We start from the raw sequence: 14230 nt of genomic DNA on the forward strand, positions 1-14230 counted from the left end.
TTCACCCGGCAGCGCGCAGCGGGATCACGGCCTCGCCCAGGCCGGTCTTCTCGCAGTCGCTCACCTCTCGGCCAGCCGGACTCGCGGGATGGTGCGCCGCGCTCTTGATGCGCAGGAACTCGTGGCAGTGCTTCTCGTACTCGTCGAAGTCGATGCCTTCCGGAACACGCTGGATCACGAAGCCCGAGGGCAGGAGCAGAGACAGCAGCTCGAGCGGCAGCGCCTCGGTTTCGATCAGGCGGAACAGCGATGCGACGGACATCGTCGCCGGTTCACGGTCGGCATCGGCCGGGAAGTAGGAAAGCACCGTGGATGGGGAGGTCCAGCCGCCGTCCAGCTGTACCGCTTTGATGGCAATGCGCCGCTCGTCCATCTGGCGCCGGATCGACCGTTGCCGGTCGCGTACAATCCTGTCGTAGTCAGCCATTTAAAAGCGCCTTTCGCTGCCCCGAGGGCGATCGATTCAAACAGTTTTCGGAATGCGAGCAGACGCGAAGGTTCGCGCGCCGATTGTCGCGCGGGTTACGGTTGATATGATCAACCACCTGCTCCATGCTCGGCGCGACATTCAGGATGTCGTGATAGACATAGATGTTCTTAACGTGACCATCGCGACGTACTTGCCGGGCGAGCCGTTTGTCGGCCGTCACTCGCCAAGGGTAACGCCGAAGCAGATACTCGTCGCAAATGTCGAAAATAAATCTCACTTCACCCGCTACGGCGACCAATACTTCACCGCTTCGAATGATGCGAAATTTCCCAGAAGAAATACGCTCTTGCTGGATTCTCTGGCCTTTTACGGCAGCGCTAATCAGGTCACGCTGACCACGAAGCTTTTTTCGTTCTGCCTCGCTGAAATTGGCGGCGATCACACGCGAAACAGTGCGTGCGCTGATACCTAAATCCATCGCTATCTTACCTTGGGACTCCCCTAGGGCGTAGCTTTCCAAGATCGTGTTCTTATGAACCATGACTTTGCTGCACCTGCGAAGTAAAAGGGTTGCATGAAGACGAATGCGAGAAACCGGCCAGTGCCAGCCGCAATGCGGTTACGAGGTGTTGTGCCGGCCGAAGATGCGGGTGAGCGCCCGCGAGACGGCTGGGGCCGCGATGTGGTCGATGAAGAGCCAGGCAAGGATGGCGGCACCCGCGAGCTTCATGGCTCAGCGGTTCGCCCGGTAGAAGACCACCGCATAAGCAGCTGCGGCTGCCATGGCGGTTGCAGTCCACTTGAGCAGGAACACTCCAACGGTGGCGAGCGTCATGCGTCCTCTCCCTGTGTCGTCAGGCCGAATTCGGTGATGGTGACGGTGCGCCAGCCGTGGGCGCGCTCGATCGAGATCGCCCCGCTTCGTTCCAGCCGCCGCAGGGCACTGGCGCCCGATGCCGGACCGCGCCTGCCGATCGCTGCCGCGATGGCATCGTTGCAGGGGCAGGGCATGCCACGCGCAGCGCTCGACTTGAGCAAGTGGAAGGCAGCCGTGTCGCTGCTATCCTCCGTGCGGCGGATCACGCGGCGGCGTCCCGCGGGTGCCAAGGATCAACCTTCTCGAGCACATCGATCTGGTCTGCGCAGAGATCAGCTATCAGCGGGTGCTTCCAGCCAGTCTTTCGGAAAATGTGGATGGCAAGGGGACGCGAAGGGTCGCGAACACCGTTGGCGATCATGCTGGCGTAAGACTGGCTTATGCCAGTAGCTTCGCGCAACTCACGTGGCGATGGCTTATCCATACCTCCATATCACAGAATGTGAATTATGAGGCAAGGGGTGAATATCACAATCTGTGTGGAGATTTACTCATCACAATTTGCGATAATCCCCAAATGACCGGAGGTGCGGACAAAAATGGTGGGCCAAACTACCTGCAGGCATGGCGCGAGTTTCGCGGCATGTCGCAGGCAGAATTGGCGGCTGCCGTAGGCACCAATCCAAACATGATTGGATACTTGGAAGCGGGCGAGCGAGGTTTGTCAGCCAAGTGGCTTCGCCGACTGGCGCCGGCCCTCAAGACACAACCGGGGTTTATTCTTGAACATGACCCTCGCACCCTTCCAACCGATATAATTGAGATTTGGATCAATGCGAGCGACACCGAGCGGCGTCAGTTGGTGAATTTGGCACAAGCGATCGTGCGAACGGGTACTGACGGGTGAACGCTGCTCAATTCGGTCTGGCTATTTTGGGGTGGGTTTTCGGAGCGTTCGGCGGGATTTGGATTGTCTCCGCGATTGTATCGCCCATCTGGTTTGCCAATACGCTTTCGTTTGCCCGGATAACCAACGGCCGAAGAAGGCTGCATTACGCCCATTCTATCGAACGTTGGTGGCACTACCCGGTTGGTTTGCTGATGCTCTGTGCGATTGGGCGCGTCTTGTACTGCGCTACTTACGCCATCACCTTCATCATACCGCCGAATTTGGGTGTGGCTGACGACGCAGGAGACTGGGCTTCGGCCAGGTTTTCCATCCAACTCCTCATCACGGTATTGCTCACCGTCACACTTGCCCCCTGCTTGGAAAACCGGGCACTCGCCGATGAGGAGCGCCATCGGCAGCCTGATATCGCAAGGTGATTCGCCCTACATTGCGGCGGCGTATTCACAACTTGTGAATATTTTGGCTTGACTGAAAATCACAAAATGTGATCTAACATCCTCCAACAGCCCAGCGGTGAGCCGAAAGCGCCGACCCGCCGGGAGCCTGATTGGAGGGAAAGATGCCTGGCGCATCCCATTTCACCGCAGATCGCGCAGTGGCCCAGCCGGTAGCTGGTCGCCCCATCGACACCCGCAAGGTCGAGCGCGCGGTCGCCGTCAACCTGATCCGCAACTTCCTGACTGCCCTTGAAGGCGAGGGCGGCGCGGCGTCACCGTTCATGGAATACGCGCAGCGCCGTGCTGAATGGCAGCTGGAGCAGTGGGGCGAGCCGCTCCGCGAAGGCGGCGTGGCATGAAGATCCCGCGTCTCCGCAATCGCAACGGCAAGTTCCTGCGCAAGCTGGTCAGGACGCCCGAGGGGCAGCATTGCTGGCTAATCTGGTCGCGCCGCTGGCACATGTGGCACCGCCGGGATTTCGACGGCCTCACCAAGGACATCGGCGAGGCGGGCATGTTCCCGTACTCGAAGGCGCTCGCCTACCACGACGGCGAGAACAACGAGGCGTTCCACGTCTCGGACAAGGTCGACCTGATCGAGCATCGCCGCGAGGAATTGCAGCGCCTGCTCTTCGGTATCGAGGAAATGTCGCTCTCGGCACGGCAGGTGGCGGCATGATCCGGCTGCACCTTACGACCGGGCCGGTCGTCACCTTCGACAACTTCATCGACCTGTTCGACTACATGATCGACCGGATGACGCAGCGGGGTGAGCTGTGATGCGCACCATCATCGCCATCGTCCTGATCGCGCTCGGCACGCTCTCTGCGCATGTCTGGACGCAGTTCCTCCTGCGCAATCCAGCCGTCGAGGCCTTCGTGAATTCCGACCGCCTCTGGCTGGCCGTGTTCGGCGTCGTGTTCGTCTTTGGCTCGATCGCAGCCGCGTGCTGCGCCGCGCTCGTCTTTCATCCTGGCAGCCTGCCGGGTCGCAGGCCGGAGGGCGGCGAATGACCGTCCCCGGCCAACCTCTCCCAACCGCAGCTCCGATCGGCTCCCATCCCCCCGCTTGCCGATTTGCGAATACCACCCGCGGCGCCGGAGCCGTCGCGGGCAACCGGAGGCGCAGCCGCGTGACGACCGAACCGAACATGCTCCACCTCACTTACGACGAGGCCGAGGTTGTTGCCGCGTATCTCCTGCGCGTCTGGCCTGGCGCCACTGGCCTGGCGACAGCGCCGCAGTCCGAGAGGGCGGCCGACGTGGTCCAGCTCGTGCTGCGCAAGTCGCGGGAAGTGATCGCAGATCGCGATGCCGCCCAGGCCAATGGCCGGATGCACGTGCCCGAGAACGAGCTCCCCTACTGATTTCACAGCCTACTGAGGTTCTCCCACCATGAGACACAGCATTCTGCGCGCAAAGTATCGCATCAATCATCTGGTCGGCGAAGTCGGTCGCAAGCTTGTTCGCTGGTCACAACGTGACAGCAACTATCTGAAGCACGCTCGCAGCGAGTGGGCGATAGCCTTCCCGCGAAAAGGAGATGAACTAGCCGACAAGATGCAGCGCGCCATAGGTGAGAATGTTCTCGATATGGTCGCGATGTTTGGCCTCGAAGGTCACTCGGGCTCGAGTGCCAGCTACGCTCAGACCTACATCGAGAAGGCGCTCAAGTTCGAACCTTTCTCGCCGCTGACCGGTCACGAGAGCGAGTGGATGGATATCGCCTACGGCGGGCTGCAGCAGAACAAGCGTTGCGGCCACGTATTCCGAGAGGATGACGGCAAGGCCTACGACATCAATGGCCGCGTCTTCATTGAGCCGAGCGGGGCTGCATACACCAGCCGAGACAGCCGCGTTTACGTTGAATTTCCCTACGTACCGACGACCGAATACGTGCGGGTCGAGGAAGCTGCATGATGCTCTCCTACGCCACTCTCCCCGAAATGCAGGCATGGGCTGAAAGCATCATGCAGCGCGAGCCCGACTTCGTGATCGGCGACGACTATCTGCGCCGCTGGTTCATCGTCCCGCGCAACGAGCAGATGAACGTCTACCTGCACGAGATCCGCAAGAGCGACGACGACCGCGCGTTGCACGATCATCCGTGGGCGAACACCAGCTACCTGATCGCGGGCCGCTACATCGAGCACACGCCCCAGGGCGCGACTGTCCGCAATGCCGGTGACTTCGTCGAGCGCAGTGCGATGGCGCTGCACCGCCTTGAGGTCATCCCGGGCGAGCGCGCGATCTCGCTGTTCATCACGGGCCCGAAAGTCCGCGAGTGGGGCTTCGCCTGCGGCCATGGCTGGGTGCACTATCTCGATTTCGTCAACGAGGATGATCCGGGCCAGCCGGGCCGCGGCTGCGGCGAGTATGGCGACCTCTCCCCGGTCACCGAGGAAGGCCAGCCGCGCGGGGTGATGGCATGAGCGGGCACACGAAGGGGCCTTGGGAATACCGCAATCAGCCGCATGACGATTGGGGTATTGTTCGCGCCGGTCGCTATCTCATCTGCCAAGCGCGCAGCCCTGAAGTCTACACAGACGAGCAGTTGAGTGCACACCGCCGAGCGGGGACTGATCCTTGGGAAGCGAACGCCCGCCTTATCTCGGCCGCGCCTGAGTTGCTCGCACTCCTCGCTGAAGCTGATCGCCGTATTGCGTGGGAAAGCGTTGGCCTGGGCAACACCTTCTCCGATCGCGTCGAAGCCGCCATCGCCAAGGCGGAGGGCAGGGCATGAAGCTCGTCATAATGGCCTGCTCCGGCACCAAGCGCGCCGATGCAGCCCCGCTTGCCGCACTCGACCGTTACGACGGCCCGATGTGGCAGACGCTCCGCGCATGCCTCGCCCGGCATCCGGAAGCTGCCCGTTGCCTGGCATCGAAGGATCTGCAGATCTGGGTCCTCAGCGGCCTGTACGGCTTCATCCCGGTCGACGTCGAGGTGCCGGACTACGAGCAGCGCATCTCGGCCGCCCTGATCGCCAAGATGGCGCTCGATCCTTCCTACGAATTCCAGATGGTCCCCGGCCTCGTCGATGAGGCTGAGGCGGTCCTGTTCGCGGGCGGCACACTCTACCGCGACGCGATGTGGAAGGCATCGGGCAGCAATCTCTGGAACATCATGAAGATCGACGAGACGGACGGCGCCGGAATCGGCGAGCACCGTGCCCAGCTGGCCGCTTGGTTCGCAAAGCAGTTTCCAGCCGAGCAGGAGGCGCGGGCAGCATGAGCAACTGGCTCCCCGGCACCAAGAACGACTGCGGCGTCTACTGCCCGCACGAAGAGCTTAAACTCTATCGCAAGGGTGGCGGGCGCCGGGCGGCAATTGATCTCGTGGAGACCCCGGAAGGTTGGCGGTCATATCGTGGGTTCTCGTTTTTCACCGGCAGCTGGTGGGGGTCGACAGGACCGATCACTGATGACTGCCAGCCGCACCCGAGGCGTGAGGATGCGATCCGCGAGCAAATCGCGAGGTTCCACCGTGATTTCGCCAAACTGACAGACCCGTCGATGCAGCGGGAAGCCCGCGAGATCATCGAGTGGGCCGAGAGCCTCGTCCCCGACCAGATGGACCTTTTCGGAGCAGCCGCATGAAGAACAAGCTCACCGACCTCAACGATCACCTGTTCATGCAGCTCGAGCGCCTGGGCGACGAGGACATGGACGCCGACAAGATCGAGCAGGAGGCCAAGCGCGCCGATGCGATGGTCCAGGTTGCAGACCAGATCATCCGCAACGCCGACTTGCAACTCAAGGCCGCGAAGCTTCTGGCGGACAACGGCTATCATTTTGAACCTCACCTCAAGGGCATCGCGCCGAGCGTTGAGCGCAAAGCTATTAGCTACGAGGGTAACGCATGAAGGGCCGGGCTATCCGCTACAGCCCCGCCGAAATGGACTGGCTTGAGGCGCACCGCTCGATGGTCATCAGCGACTATCACCGCGCATTCGTCGCCGAGTTTGCGCGCGATGATGTCACCGCCGGCCATCTCCATGCGCTGCGCAAACGGAAGGGCTGGAAGACTGGGCGCACCGGGCATTTCGCCAAGGGGCAGGAACCGGTGAACAAGGGCAAGAAGTGTGCGCCTGGCACCGGTGGGCTGCACCCGAATGCGCGGCGCACGCAGTTCAAGAAGGGCAACCGCACTGGCAAGGCGAACCTCAACTGGCAGCCGGTCGGAACGGAGCGTGTCAGCGAGGACGGCTACCGCGAGCGCAAGGTTCACGATGGCCTGCCCATGCAAACGCGCTGGCAGCTCGTGCACCGCGTCGAGTGGGAAGCCGTCAATGGCCCCATCCCCGAAGGCTATTGCCTTAAATGCCTGGGCGACAGGCTCAACACCGATCCGAGCAACTGGGAGCTGATCCCGCGAGCGCTCCTGCCACGCCTCGCTGGCGGCAATCGCTACCGGCATGTCCTCGCCTATGACGACGCGCCCGACGAATTGAAGCCAGCCGTCCTCGCTGTGGCGAAGGTCGAGCACGCGGCACGGGAGGCGAGGAAGTCATGATCGGGCAGGAATCGAACCCGCCAGCGCATAATCGCTTTGGACACGACTTGGCTCCACACAGCCGCGCTCCACAAACCAGTGGCGGCGCGCCCGATAGCACTGATTTCGTTTCCAATTCCAGACACAAGAGCGCCACAAGCTGGCCCTTCGGCACCATGCGCCCATTCTCCTACGGCGCGCTACTGGTCGATCCTCCGTGGCACTTCCGGAATTTCAGCGGGAAGGGCGAGGGCAAGAACCCGACGGCGCACTATCAGTGCATGTCGCTCGACGACATCGCCGCGCTGCCGGTCGCGCATCTGGCCGCGCCGGACTGCGCCATGTTCATGTGGGCGACCGCGCCGATGCTTCCCGACGCTGTCGAGCTCATGCGCAAGTGGGGCTTTGCGTTCAAATCATCGGCCGCGTGGGCGAAGCAGTCGAGCACCGGCAAGGCATGGGCCTTCGGGACCGGCTACGTCTTCCGCTCTGCCGCAGAGTTCGTCCTGGTCGGCACGATCGGCCAGCCGCGCGTGCAGTCGCGCTCGGTGCGCAACCTGATTGTCGCGCCAGTCCGCGAGCACAGCCGCAAGCCGGAGGAGCAGTACGAGATGGTCGAGGCGCTCTACGCCGGACCCTACGCCGAGATTTTTAGCCGCACGAGCCGCCCGGGCTGGGATTGCTGGGGCGATGAGGCGGGCAAGTTTGATGAGGTGGCAGCATGAGCTACGCGACTATGGACCACGCCAGATGGGTGGAGTCCAACAACCACTATGCCAACCTCGCCGGGAAGAACCGGAAACGTTACAAGCCAGCTCCGGAGAAGCTCACCCAGTTCCAGGCTAAGGTGATCGACATCTGCGGCATGGTCGGCGGCGGGATCTACAATGCCCCGATCAATTGGGAGCGCGTTAATTGGGGCGCGCCAGGCTCGAACGGTCACCATTCCGGAATGTTTGTGCCGTGGCGTGATGGCCGCATGGCGACGTTCGATAGCGGCGCCCTGACGATGCTCGTCATGCTCGCACACGAGGCGCGCATCCGTGTCGAAATTCGCGCGAAGGCGTGGGGCCACATGGAGCTCTCGTTCTTTCAACGCGGCCATGACGGTGGAATTGCCGGAAGACATCCCAACATCGACGAGGCAATTGCGAGCTTTCGCCGTTACCTGCCTGAGGATCACCGCATCCGATACCAGATGCCAGCCGATGAGGTGGCAGCATGAGCGAGACCAAGCCTTCATTCTTCATCGTCTGGAATCCTGAAGGCACGCGCCCACCGACGCACAGGCACCCCACCGATTGGCAGGCTAAGGCCGAGGCATCACGCCTTGCGCTCGAAAATCCCTTGCAGGAATTCTTCGTCATGGAAGCGCGGCTCGTCGCCCGCGTGCGACAGCCTGTCGAGATCGAGGAATTTGAACCAGCCGACGAGGTGCCGTTCTGATGACCGTCTACGTCGACGACACCCGCCTGCGCCTCGGCAACATGATTATGTGTCATATGTGGTCGGAGAGCCTCGACGAGTTGCTCGCGATGGCTGACCGCATCGGTGTCCAGCGCAAGTGGATTCAGGGCCACCCGACGCTCTCGCACGGGAAGCACCGCAATGTGGCCTGGGTCCACTTCGACATCTCCCTGAGCAAGAAGGAGAAGGCCCTGCGCTACGGCGCGGTGCTCACCGATCGCTACGGTCCGGTCGAGTACACCGCGCGCCTCGACGCGAACTCCGACGATCCGAAGCGCCGGCGCAAGGGAAAGAAGATGCTCGCAGCGGTCGAGCAGGCGCGGGAACGCCGCGCGAGGGAGGCAGCATGAGCTACGAGTTTCTCGGCGAGCGCCTGCTCCGCGCCGTCCGCAAGCCGCACCGCTGCGAAGCCTGCGGGACGATGATCCATGCGCGCCAGCCGGCTGTGTACTGCTCGACCATCCAGGATGGTGACTTCTTCGGTTGGTACTCGCACCCGGAGTGCAGGGTGGCGGAAACCGATTGGAACAAACGGCGTGGTCCTTGGGGAAATGGGTCCTGGTGCGACGAGGATTACTGCTGGCTGTTCCAGGCCGTTGACGGAGAGCCCATCGAGCAAGCGTGGATGGTGGCAAATCACCCGATTGCCGCCGGTCGACTTCGCTTGTCGATCGAGGGCTGTTCCAGGGCGGAGAGCGGCCACTGGAGGTGGGCAGCATGAGCGACCACGGATGGAAGCACGACGAACTAGCCGCAGATCTGGCGCAGTACCTCCGCAACGATAAGCGGATGGTCTGGACTGACATGCAACTCGGCCCCAGCGGTTCGCCTCGCCCCGACGTCTACACACTTGAACGGTCCTACAGCAAACCGCTCCCGACTGCCTACGAATGTAAGATCAGCCGCTCTGATCTGCGTTCCGATACCACGTCGGGCAAGTGGCAGAAGTATCTGCAATTCGCGGGTGCCGTCATCTTTGCCGTCCCCGAGGGACTTTGCACACCAGCCGATATCCCGACCGGCTGCGGCTTGATAGTGCGCAAGGACAAGGTGTGGCGGAACATCCGGAAGGCCACACGCCAGCCGGTCACGCTACCGATGGATGCATGCATGAAGCTCCTGATCGATGGTGTTCATAGGTCGGTTGAGCGGACAATCCCAAAGCCGCGCGAGATCAAGCTGTGGGTGGAGCACGAAGCCGTCCGCAAGAAGTTCGGTGCCGCCGTGGCGAAGGCAGCTCGCGACCTCACTGCCGCGCAAACTGAGGCGACCAACTACGAGGCACAGCGCCGGGCCATGTGGCAACGGATCGATCTCGAAGCCGAGGCGAGGAAGAAATCCCACATCGAGCTCGCCAAGCGCGAGGCCGCTGAGTACGAGATCGCCAAGCGCGACCTTTTGGCGTGGCTAGGACTGGAAGAGCCCGCGAGCGTCTATGGCATCCGCCGCCGCATCGCTGAATTGCAGGCAGAATGCCGCGCCGATGTGCGTGTCGAAAAGGTCGAGAATGCCCTAACCCGCGCACTGCATTCCGCTCAGCAGGCAGCAAAGACCCTTGAGGCCCTCACTCAGGAGAAGGCCGCATGACCGCCCATAGCATCGCGCAGAAGTACCGCCGGGCGCTTCGCAATGGTACCGGCGCATCTTTCACCCTCGACCAGTTGCAGGAGCTCGCCGGCTACGGCGTGCTCGAAATGATCTCCCGGATTGAAGCGAACGAACTATGTCCCGTGACACCAGCCCCTATATCGTCGGCGACTACTGGCTCGATTTCCGCCGCGACGGCAAGGCCGAGGGCATCTGGCAAATCGCCACCCCCCGCGGACGGACGGTCGTTTATCGCAGCACTCGCAAGAGAACATTAGACGCAGCGAAGGCCGTCCTCGATGCTCACGTTGCCGAGATCAAGGCGCTCAGCACCCGGCAGGCACCGACGGACGCGGGAGTCGCGCCGATTCTCATCACCTACTGGAAGGAGAAGGGGCGCAAGGCGGTCAACAATGACCAGACCAGCCGCTCCCTGCGCACCTTCCTCGCCTTCCTCCTGCAGGACCAGGCGGGCGTGAATGCCGTCGTGACCGATCTGACCCCAGCGCTGTTCGAGCGCTTCCGCGAATGGCGTATGGGCCCGCATGCCTTCGATCTGGAGTGGTTCGGCGAGACGTTCGACTACCGCAGTGAGACGGGCGTCGCCGGGGCGACCGTGCAGCGGAACATCAACGACGTGCGCGCCGCGGTCCACTATGCGGCCGACAACATGCGCATCACTCACGCGCCGCGCATTCCCGATCTGGGCGAAGAGTATAAGTCGCCGCCGCGCGAGCGCGTGCTGACGATCGAGGAGATGGCGCGGATCGGCTGGTACGCCAGCCACAATCTCGACCTGTTCCGATTCGTCGCGCTCCAGTTCGCCACGGCCGTGCGTCCACAGGCTGCACTCAAGTTCGATCCCCGGACCCAGTTCAACGAGCGGTTCGGTTTTATCGACCTGCAGCCCGAGGCATCGAAGCAGACGAAGAAGCGCAACGCTGTCCTGCCTGCGATCAAGCCGCTGCGCGCGGTCCTGCGCAAGTGGAAGAGGGAAGGCGGCGCGACGGCTGGCAGCCGCAAGACGGCCTGGCGCATCATGCGCCGCACGCTCGGCCTATCCGCCGACGTGCACCCCAAGACGATCCGGCACACGATCGCGACCATGCTCTACGAGGACGAATCGGTGCCGGAGCGCGAAGTGGTGGAAATGCTTGGCCATGACGGCAAGCTGGCGCGCACGACCAAGATATATGCGAAGTACCGCCCCGAGCGGATGCGCAATGTCGTGCGAGCGCTGACCACGATCTGGCGCGCTGTCCACCGTGAGGCGAAGGCTTTTAGTGCTGACCATTTGCTGACCACCGAGGGTCAGGGGGGTCGGAATGTTGTGGTGAAGAGATCCGCTGCAAGCGAGGACCTGAGCCATCCAATGGATGGTGGGCGCGACAGGGATTGAACCTGTGACCCCACCCGTGTGAAGGGTGTGCTCTACCGCTGAGCTACGCGCCCGCTTCCAGTTGCGGAAGCGCGCCCCTAGACAACTCCGCGCGAATTGACAAGCGTCCATTGCCGACTAAAGCGCGGAGCATGACCGAAGAGACCAATTCCGGCCCTGACGTGCCGCCCGATCACATTGCCATCAACCCGAAGAGCGAGTTCTTCGATGCCGAAAAGCTGCGCCGCGGCATCGGCATCCGCTTCAAGGGCACCGTGCGCAACAATGTCGAGGAATACTGCATTTCCGAAGGCTGGGTGCGCGTGCAGGCAGGCAAGACGCTCGACCGTCGCGGCAATCCGCTGACGATCAAGCTGAATGGCCCGGTCGAAGCATGGTACGAGGATCTCGGCGAAGACGCGCCGGTCGCCAAGTAGGCGCTCTTCGCAAGGCAGAGTTTCGGGGGCGGTTCCGCGATCCCGCACAGGACCGGCCCCTTTCGGGTAAACTCAGTAGTTTCCGGCGATGATGGCGCCGATGGGGTCGCTGTGGCGGCCCTTTTTCTTGCCCTCACTCAAGGGCGGCGCCGAATCGGCTTGTGAGGCAACGCGGCTCGATCCGGCGTCCGGAAGCGATCCGGGCTGCGCGTTGTAGATGAAGCCCGCGACCGGCCAGTGCGATGCGCCCAGGTTATGGGCCGGGCCGTACCAGACGCGCACTTCGCTCCAGTCGTTTTCCGGCGAGACGTCGAGCACGCTGACGTTGCGCTCGATCTTGCCGGGGACCGACCAGTTGGCGTGGCTTACCAGGATCGTGCGGGAATCGACGATCTGCGTGACGGTTGCGACATGGCCGAGCGTGGAATTGCCATGCGGCTTGATCGCCAGGACGGCGCCGACGCGCGGTTCGAACCCGCGGGCGTACCGGCCCTTGGCTTGCTTCCACCAGGTATGGGCATCGCCATAGATCTGCAGGCCGGAAAGCTGGCGCGCAAAGGGCACGCATTCCAGGTAGTCGGAATTGCCCGCTGCGCCGGACGAACCCGATGAAAGAGGGCGGCTGCCCGCGCTGCCGGAATCGTCGTTGGACACGATCGCGTCGATGGCGCTGCGGGCACTGGCCGGAAAGATTACGGCCGCGCTCAGAGCGAAAATGATTGCTGTGCAGTAACCCTTCATGCCTGCACGATCACCTAGGCGGGGTTATCGTTTGCCTGCAAAATTGGGTTAACGGACCGGCAAGAATTTGCCGGATGTTTGCCGGGTGCTTGCCAAAGCCTTCGGAAATCCCCAAGCGAGTCGCCATCATGCTCCCGCAAGTCATCATCATCGGTCGGCCCAACGTCGGCAAATCCACCCTGTTCAACCGTCTGGTCGGCAAGAAGCTCGCGCTCGTCGACGATCAGCCCGGCGTCACGCGCGACCGGCGCTTCGGCGATGCCGAACTGCTCGGGCTGAAGTTCCAGATCGTCGATACTGCCGGTTGGGAAGACGACGAGGCGGAAACCCTGCCCGGGCGCATGCGCAAGCAGACCGAGGCTTCGCTGGCGACTGCCGACGTCGCGCTCTTCGTTGTGGACGCGCGCGCCGGACTGACACCCCTGGACGAGGAAATCGGAAACTGGCTCCGGGCCTCTCCGGTGCCGGTCATCGTGCTGGCCAACAAGGCCGAAGGGCGCGCGGGAGAGGGCGGTCTGCTCGAGGCCTACTCGCTGGGTCTTGGCGATCCGGTGGCGATCTCGGCAGAGCATGGCGAAGGCATGGGCGACCTGTTCGAGGTCCTGTTGCCGCACCTCGAACCGCTGCAGCCGGTCGAGGAAGAAGACCAGGAATACGATGAGGAGGCGCTGCTCAAGGCGCCGCTGAAGCTGGCCATCGTCGGCCGCCCGAACGCCGGAAAATCGACGCTGATCAATCGCTTCCTGGGGGAAGACCGGCTGCTGACCGGGCCGGAGGCAGGGATCACCCGCGATTCGATCGCGATCGACTGGCTCTGGACCGATCCCAAGACCGGCGACGCGCGCGAGGTGCGCCTGATCGACACCGCAGGCATGCGCAAGAAGGCCCGCGTGGTCGAAAAGCTGGAACGCATGGCGGTGGCCGATGCGCGCCACGCAATCGACTTTGCCGAAGTCGTCGTCCTCCTGCTCGATGCGACCAAGGGGCTGGAGCACCAGGACCTCAAGATCGCCTCGAAAGTCCTCGAGGAAGGCCGCGCACTGATGATCGCGATCAACAAGTGGGACGTGGCCGAAGACGCCTCGAAGCTGTTCAATGGCATTCGCGCCGCGCTCGATGACGGTCTTGCGCAAGTGCGCGGCGTGCCGCTGCTCGCGGTCTCTGCGCGCACGGGCAAGGGCCTCGACGAGATGATCGCTGCGGCCTTCTCTATCCGCGAGGCCTGGAGCCGCCGCGTGCCGACCGCCGCGCTCAACCGCTGGTTCGACGATGCGCTTTCGGCGAATCCGCCCCCGGCGCCGGGCGGCAAGCGAATCAAGCTGCGCTACATCACCCAGGCCAAGACGCGCCCGCCGGGCTTCGTGCTGTTCGGCACGCGTCTCGACATGCTGCCCGAGAGCTATCGGCGTTATCTGATCAATGGCCTGCGGCGTGAACTCGGTTTCGAGGCCGTGCCGATCCGCATGACGCTGCGCAGCCCGAAGAACCCCTTCAAGAAGGACTGACCGAGGCCCGCGGGAGCGGCAGGCGCAT

Annotated in this window: 26 protein-coding genes and 1 tRNA gene; 22 read left to right on the plus strand and 5 right to left on the minus strand. The window is 62.8% G+C overall.

Going from position 1 to position 14230, the window contains the following annotated elements; translation table 11 throughout:
* Position 1 precedes the first annotated feature (1 nt).
* From JI59_RS15850 to JI59_RS15860, 3 genes are all read right to left on the minus strand, one after another.
* On the minus strand, positions 2-427 hold the full coding sequence (locus tag JI59_RS15850) for a hypothetical protein (RefSeq protein ID WP_007011661.1): 426 nt from the start codon (positions 425-427) through the stop codon (positions 2-4).
* A complete protein-coding gene (locus tag JI59_RS26225; RefSeq protein WP_081473924.1) occupies positions 420-971 on the minus strand; it encodes an HNH endonuclease in 552 nt (183 codons plus the stop codon). Before JI59_RS26225 ends, JI59_RS15850 begins: the two co-directional genes overlap by 8 nt.
* 290 nt (positions 972-1261) lie before the next feature.
* On the minus strand, positions 1262-1513 hold the full coding sequence (locus JI59_RS15860) for a hypothetical protein (RefSeq protein WP_007011659.1): 252 nt from the start codon (positions 1511-1513) through the stop codon (positions 1262-1264).
* 17 nt (positions 1514-1530) lie between these two features.
* Between JI59_RS15860 and JI59_RS26800 the strand changes: the two genes are divergently transcribed.
* The 20 genes from JI59_RS26800 to JI59_RS26230 all read left to right on the plus strand — a co-directional run bounded on the left by JI59_RS26800 (position 1531) and on the right by JI59_RS26230 (position 11540).
* Positions 1531-2154 (plus strand): helix-turn-helix domain-containing protein, encoded by a 624-nt coding sequence (locus tag JI59_RS26800; RefSeq protein WP_138921271.1) that lies wholly within the window; start codon positions 1531-1533, stop codon positions 2152-2154.
* Positions 2151-2573 (plus strand): hypothetical protein, encoded by a 423-nt coding sequence (locus JI59_RS15875; RefSeq protein WP_038576349.1) that lies wholly within the window; start codon positions 2151-2153, stop codon positions 2571-2573. Before JI59_RS26800 ends, JI59_RS15875 begins: the two co-directional genes overlap by 4 nt.
* Before the next feature lie 143 nt (positions 2574-2716).
* The gene (locus JI59_RS15880) at positions 2717-2953 is read left to right on the plus strand and encodes a hypothetical protein (protein ID WP_007011657.1); all 237 of its coding nucleotides are present in this window, start codon (positions 2717-2719) and stop codon (positions 2951-2953) included.
* Positions 2950-3273: a hypothetical protein gene (locus JI59_RS15885; RefSeq protein WP_007011656.1), complete on the plus strand. Its 324-nt coding sequence runs from the start codon at positions 2950-2952 to the stop codon at positions 3271-3273. The genes JI59_RS15880 and JI59_RS15885 overlap by 4 nt, the downstream gene beginning before the upstream one ends.
* Positions 3274-3373: 100 nt before the next feature.
* Complete coding sequence (locus tag JI59_RS15890; protein WP_038576355.1) at positions 3374-3607, plus strand: hypothetical protein; 234 nt, start codon at positions 3374-3376, stop codon at positions 3605-3607.
* Positions 3608-3726: 119 nt separating this feature from the next.
* Complete coding sequence (locus JI59_RS15895; protein WP_007011655.1) at positions 3727-3960, plus strand: hypothetical protein; 234 nt, start codon at positions 3727-3729, stop codon at positions 3958-3960.
* A gap of 28 nt (positions 3961-3988) precedes the next feature.
* Positions 3989-4513 (plus strand): hypothetical protein, encoded by a 525-nt coding sequence (locus tag JI59_RS15900; RefSeq protein ID WP_007011653.1) that lies wholly within the window; start codon positions 3989-3991, stop codon positions 4511-4513.
* Positions 4510-5025 (plus strand): hypothetical protein, encoded by a 516-nt coding sequence (locus tag JI59_RS15905; RefSeq protein WP_007011652.1) that lies wholly within the window; start codon positions 4510-4512, stop codon positions 5023-5025. Before JI59_RS15900 ends, JI59_RS15905 begins: the two co-directional genes overlap by 4 nt.
* Positions 5022-5336, plus strand: a complete 315-nt coding sequence (locus JI59_RS15910) for a hypothetical protein (RefSeq protein WP_007011651.1) — start codon at positions 5022-5024, stop codon at positions 5334-5336. Before JI59_RS15905 ends, JI59_RS15910 begins: the two co-directional genes overlap by 4 nt.
* Positions 5333-5827 carry a hypothetical protein gene (locus JI59_RS15915; protein WP_007011650.1) on the plus strand — a complete coding sequence of 165 codons (495 nt, stop codon included), beginning with the start codon at positions 5333-5335 and terminating at the stop codon, positions 5825-5827. Before JI59_RS15910 ends, JI59_RS15915 begins: the two co-directional genes overlap by 4 nt.
* Positions 5824-6192 (plus strand): hypothetical protein, encoded by a 369-nt coding sequence (locus JI59_RS15920; protein WP_007011649.1) that lies wholly within the window; start codon positions 5824-5826, stop codon positions 6190-6192. The genes JI59_RS15915 and JI59_RS15920 overlap by 4 nt, the downstream gene beginning before the upstream one ends.
* Positions 6189-6458 (plus strand): hypothetical protein, encoded by a 270-nt coding sequence (locus tag JI59_RS15925; protein ID WP_007011648.1) that lies wholly within the window; start codon positions 6189-6191, stop codon positions 6456-6458. The genes JI59_RS15920 and JI59_RS15925 overlap by 4 nt, the downstream gene beginning before the upstream one ends.
* A complete protein-coding gene (locus tag JI59_RS15930; protein WP_007011647.1) occupies positions 6455-7108 on the plus strand; it encodes an HNH endonuclease in 654 nt (217 codons plus the stop codon). Before JI59_RS15925 ends, JI59_RS15930 begins: the two co-directional genes overlap by 4 nt.
* Complete coding sequence (locus JI59_RS15935; RefSeq protein ID WP_007011646.1) at positions 7105-7812, plus strand: MT-A70 family methyltransferase; 708 nt, start codon at positions 7105-7107, stop codon at positions 7810-7812. Before JI59_RS15930 ends, JI59_RS15935 begins: the two co-directional genes overlap by 4 nt.
* A complete protein-coding gene (locus JI59_RS15940) occupies positions 7809-8312 on the plus strand; it encodes a hypothetical protein (RefSeq protein WP_038576359.1) in 504 nt (167 codons plus the stop codon). Before JI59_RS15935 ends, JI59_RS15940 begins: the two co-directional genes overlap by 4 nt.
* On the plus strand, positions 8309-8533 hold the full coding sequence (locus JI59_RS15945; protein WP_007011644.1) for a hypothetical protein: 225 nt from the start codon (positions 8309-8311) through the stop codon (positions 8531-8533). Before JI59_RS15940 ends, JI59_RS15945 begins: the two co-directional genes overlap by 4 nt.
* A complete protein-coding gene (locus JI59_RS15950; protein WP_007011643.1) occupies positions 8533-8904 on the plus strand; it encodes a DUF4031 domain-containing protein in 372 nt (123 codons plus the stop codon). Before JI59_RS15945 ends, JI59_RS15950 begins: the two co-directional genes overlap by 1 nt.
* Positions 8901-9275 carry a hypothetical protein gene (locus JI59_RS26805; protein ID WP_038576361.1) on the plus strand — a complete coding sequence of 125 codons (375 nt, stop codon included), beginning with the start codon at positions 8901-8903 and terminating at the stop codon, positions 9273-9275. The genes JI59_RS15950 and JI59_RS26805 overlap by 4 nt, the downstream gene beginning before the upstream one ends.
* On the plus strand, positions 9272-10141 hold the full coding sequence (locus tag JI59_RS15960; RefSeq protein ID WP_038576363.1) for an MmcB family DNA repair protein: 870 nt from the start codon (positions 9272-9274) through the stop codon (positions 10139-10141). The genes JI59_RS26805 and JI59_RS15960 overlap by 4 nt, the downstream gene beginning before the upstream one ends.
* Before the next feature lie 136 nt (positions 10142-10277).
* Positions 10278-11540, plus strand: a complete 1263-nt coding sequence (locus JI59_RS26230; RefSeq protein WP_007011641.1) for a tyrosine-type recombinase/integrase — start codon at positions 10278-10280, stop codon at positions 11538-11540.
* Here the strand turns inward: JI59_RS26230 and JI59_RS15975 are convergent.
* A tRNA-Val gene (locus JI59_RS15975) sits at positions 11519-11593 on the minus strand. The two genes, JI59_RS26230 and JI59_RS15975, sit on opposite strands and share 22 nt — an antisense overlap.
* A gap of 78 nt (positions 11594-11671) precedes the next feature.
* Here JI59_RS15975 and JI59_RS15980 point away from each other — a divergent pair.
* On the plus strand, positions 11672-11956 hold the full coding sequence (locus JI59_RS15980; RefSeq protein ID WP_007011640.1) for a DUF3297 family protein: 285 nt from the start codon (positions 11672-11674) through the stop codon (positions 11954-11956).
* Positions 11957-12028: 72 nt separating this feature from the next.
* On the opposite strand, the gene JI59_RS15985 is transcribed toward JI59_RS15980, so the two are convergent.
* Positions 12029-12697, minus strand: a complete 669-nt coding sequence (locus JI59_RS15985) for a CHAP domain-containing protein (RefSeq protein WP_007011639.1) — start codon at positions 12695-12697, stop codon at positions 12029-12031.
* A gap of 128 nt (positions 12698-12825) precedes the next feature.
* On the opposite strand from JI59_RS15985, the gene der reads away from it, so the two are divergent.
* Positions 12826-14202 (plus strand): ribosome biogenesis GTPase Der, encoded by a 1377-nt coding sequence (gene der / locus JI59_RS15990; protein ID WP_013833055.1) that lies wholly within the window; start codon positions 12826-12828, stop codon positions 14200-14202.
* Positions 14203-14230: the final 28 nt, after the last annotated feature.

The sequence above is a fragment of the Novosphingobium pentaromativorans US6-1 genome, from assembly GCF_000767465.1.
Lineage (GTDB): Bacteria > Pseudomonadota > Alphaproteobacteria > Sphingomonadales > Sphingomonadaceae > Novosphingobium > Novosphingobium pentaromativorans.

Excerpts from the sequence above, each read along its gene's own strand:
- JI59_RS15850 (WP_007011661.1), bottom strand. The coding sequence starts at position 427 with ATGGCTGACTACGACAGGATTGTACGCGACCGGCAACGGTCGATCCGG.
- JI59_RS26225 (WP_081473924.1), bottom strand. The coding sequence starts at position 971 with ATGGTTCATAAGAACACGATCTTGGAAAGCTACGCCCTAGGGGAGTCC.
- JI59_RS15880 (WP_007011657.1), top strand. The coding sequence starts at position 2,717 with ATGCCTGGCGCATCCCATTTCACCGCAGATCGCGCAGTGGCCCAGCCG.
- JI59_RS15885 (WP_007011656.1), top strand. The coding sequence starts at position 2,950 with ATGAAGATCCCGCGTCTCCGCAATCGCAACGGCAAGTTCCTGCGCAAG.
- JI59_RS15890 (WP_038576355.1), top strand. The coding sequence starts at position 3,374 with ATGCGCACCATCATCGCCATCGTCCTGATCGCGCTCGGCACGCTCTCT.
- JI59_RS15900 (WP_007011653.1), top strand. The coding sequence starts at position 3,989 with ATGAGACACAGCATTCTGCGCGCAAAGTATCGCATCAATCATCTGGTC.
- JI59_RS15905 (WP_007011652.1), top strand. The coding sequence starts at position 4,510 with ATGATGCTCTCCTACGCCACTCTCCCCGAAATGCAGGCATGGGCTGAA.
- JI59_RS15910 (WP_007011651.1), top strand. The coding sequence starts at position 5,022 with ATGAGCGGGCACACGAAGGGGCCTTGGGAATACCGCAATCAGCCGCAT.
- JI59_RS15915 (WP_007011650.1), top strand. The coding sequence starts at position 5,333 with ATGAAGCTCGTCATAATGGCCTGCTCCGGCACCAAGCGCGCCGATGCA.
- JI59_RS15920 (WP_007011649.1), top strand. The coding sequence starts at position 5,824 with ATGAGCAACTGGCTCCCCGGCACCAAGAACGACTGCGGCGTCTACTGC.
- JI59_RS15925 (WP_007011648.1), top strand. The coding sequence starts at position 6,189 with ATGAAGAACAAGCTCACCGACCTCAACGATCACCTGTTCATGCAGCTC.
- JI59_RS15930 (WP_007011647.1), top strand. The coding sequence starts at position 6,455 with ATGAAGGGCCGGGCTATCCGCTACAGCCCCGCCGAAATGGACTGGCTT.
- JI59_RS15935 (WP_007011646.1), top strand. The coding sequence starts at position 7,105 with ATGATCGGGCAGGAATCGAACCCGCCAGCGCATAATCGCTTTGGACAC.
- JI59_RS15940 (WP_038576359.1), top strand. The coding sequence starts at position 7,809 with ATGAGCTACGCGACTATGGACCACGCCAGATGGGTGGAGTCCAACAAC.
- JI59_RS15945 (WP_007011644.1), top strand. The coding sequence starts at position 8,309 with ATGAGCGAGACCAAGCCTTCATTCTTCATCGTCTGGAATCCTGAAGGC.
- JI59_RS15950 (WP_007011643.1), top strand. The coding sequence starts at position 8,533 with ATGACCGTCTACGTCGACGACACCCGCCTGCGCCTCGGCAACATGATT.
- JI59_RS26805 (WP_038576361.1), top strand. The coding sequence starts at position 8,901 with ATGAGCTACGAGTTTCTCGGCGAGCGCCTGCTCCGCGCCGTCCGCAAG.
- JI59_RS15960 (WP_038576363.1), top strand. The coding sequence starts at position 9,272 with ATGAGCGACCACGGATGGAAGCACGACGAACTAGCCGCAGATCTGGCG.
- JI59_RS26230 (WP_007011641.1), top strand. The coding sequence starts at position 10,278 with ATGTCCCGTGACACCAGCCCCTATATCGTCGGCGACTACTGGCTCGAT.
- JI59_RS15980 (WP_007011640.1), top strand. The coding sequence starts at position 11,672 with ATGACCGAAGAGACCAATTCCGGCCCTGACGTGCCGCCCGATCACATT.
- JI59_RS15985 (WP_007011639.1), bottom strand. The coding sequence starts at position 12,697 with ATGAAGGGTTACTGCACAGCAATCATTTTCGCTCTGAGCGCGGCCGTA.
- der (WP_013833055.1), top strand. The coding sequence starts at position 12,826 with ATGCTCCCGCAAGTCATCATCATCGGTCGGCCCAACGTCGGCAAATCC.